Consider the following 1,760-nt stretch of genomic DNA (forward strand, 5'->3'; position numbering starts at 1 on the left):
GACGAGGGTTGGGACGCCGTCAACGACGTCGCCACCGGCACACCACCCCTGTTCGGCATCAACGCCAACCCAGAACCCACCACCGATCCCCACACGACCACCGAGACAAGTTCGACCACCAACCCGACGAAGTCCGAGGATGGGGGTATCGGCCTAGGGGGCAGTCAGGCGTTGGTTCCCGGGTCAGCGTCTGCCCTACTTGCTGATGTTGTACCTCGTGATCAGTGGTGGCGGCTATATCTCGATCCAAGGCACCATGCCGCAGCGCAGGCCGCGTACCCGGATGATCCAGGCTCCTACTATGATAACGATCAATCGCCGGGCTTTCAGAGAGGTATGACCGAAGCCTACGAACAGTTCCTCAATAATCCTGGCATTAATAGCAATACCCTTAACGCTGATACCTACAAACAAATACACGAAACAGTCACTCGGCATCTCAATAGGCAGTTCGACTGGACTGGCGGCACCACACGACAAGGAGTCATTAAACCCACATCGTTCCCTGTTCGTAACCCGGATATCAGCTCCGACGTCCTCGCCGAACGTATCGGCGAACGCCCTCTCATCAAAGACTTCCACGAAGCTCTCCGGCAACGTGGCGGCCCCAAACCAGTCACCTTCACCAGCACCATCATGGGACGCGGTGGCATCAGCGCCACCACCATGCCCCGTACTATCACTACCAACTACTCCCGCACCGACGCACCCGCCCTAGTCAACACCATTTTCGACCAATACCGTCACGAACGACAGAACGCGACGACCCCCGATGAGACCCTCGCCGCGATCGCCCGCACCATTCGTAAACTGCATATCACCCACCCCTTCGAAGATGGTAATCGTCGCCTCAACGTCCACGTTATCCTCCCCAAACTACTGCTCGACAACGGCTTCCAACCCGTCATCGCTCCCGACATGGACCAACTGTTCCAAGGCGGCCGTTCTATTGACGACATTGTCAGCGTCCTGCGGAACACCCAACCCGCCACCGGCGGCATACGCCTCGGCACTGAACCAAACCCGAAAGCGAATGGCGTCCCTGTCGCGCAGATTCCGACCGTTTCCGGCATGCCCGCTACCAGAAACGTCGCAGCACAGGAGAGCGCCTTACCGCAGATCTCGCCCCCGGACCTTCATCGCAAGGAGAGTTCGTCGGTCGTGCCCCTCGCCACGGTTGTCAGGGGTGCGGACGGGGTTCTGCGTGCGTCTGGCAAGCCGCTGGTCATCCGGCCGTTGACGGGTGACCGGCCTGGTATCGCGTTGCTTGACGACGGTGACTGGAACAGGGTCAGCACCCGAACTCTCCTGCCGCCGGACACATATGCCGCCGCGCAGGATGTCAAGGGAGACCCCGCGACCGCGGTCATCGTGCACGGCGTCGGTGACGTCGTGCACGCCCCGGTCCGCAACCCGGACGGCTCCACCACCACCGTCGCGCTGGGCCCGGACGGCCTCGCCCAAGTCATTGGCCGGCCCGGCGCACCCATCGTCCTGGTCTCTTGCGAGACCGGTGCTCTCACCGGTGGTTTCGCACATCAGCTCGCCCACGCCCATGACGGTGACGTTCTGGCCCCCAAAACGGTCATCAATATTGGAGCGACCGGAGTCGAAGGAGGACTGCGCACCACCGATAGCGAATCGTGGCAGCTTTACACCCCTCATTCTCTGGACGACGAGGGTTGGGACGCCGTCAACGACGTCGCCACCGGCACACCACCCCTGTTCGGCATCAACGCCAACCCAGAACCCACCACCGA

Annotated in this window: 1 protein-coding gene; it reads left to right on the forward strand. The window is 61.4% G+C overall.

The features are described 5' to 3' along the window. The coding region (locus SALPAC3_RS28395; RefSeq protein ID WP_198290350.1) for a hypothetical protein at positions 1-1,760 on the forward strand (1,760 nt) is incomplete at both ends.

The organism is Salinispora pacifica DSM 45544, from assembly GCF_000378845.1.
Taxonomy (GTDB): Bacteria; Actinomycetota; Actinomycetes; order Mycobacteriales; family Micromonosporaceae; genus Micromonospora; species Micromonospora pacifica.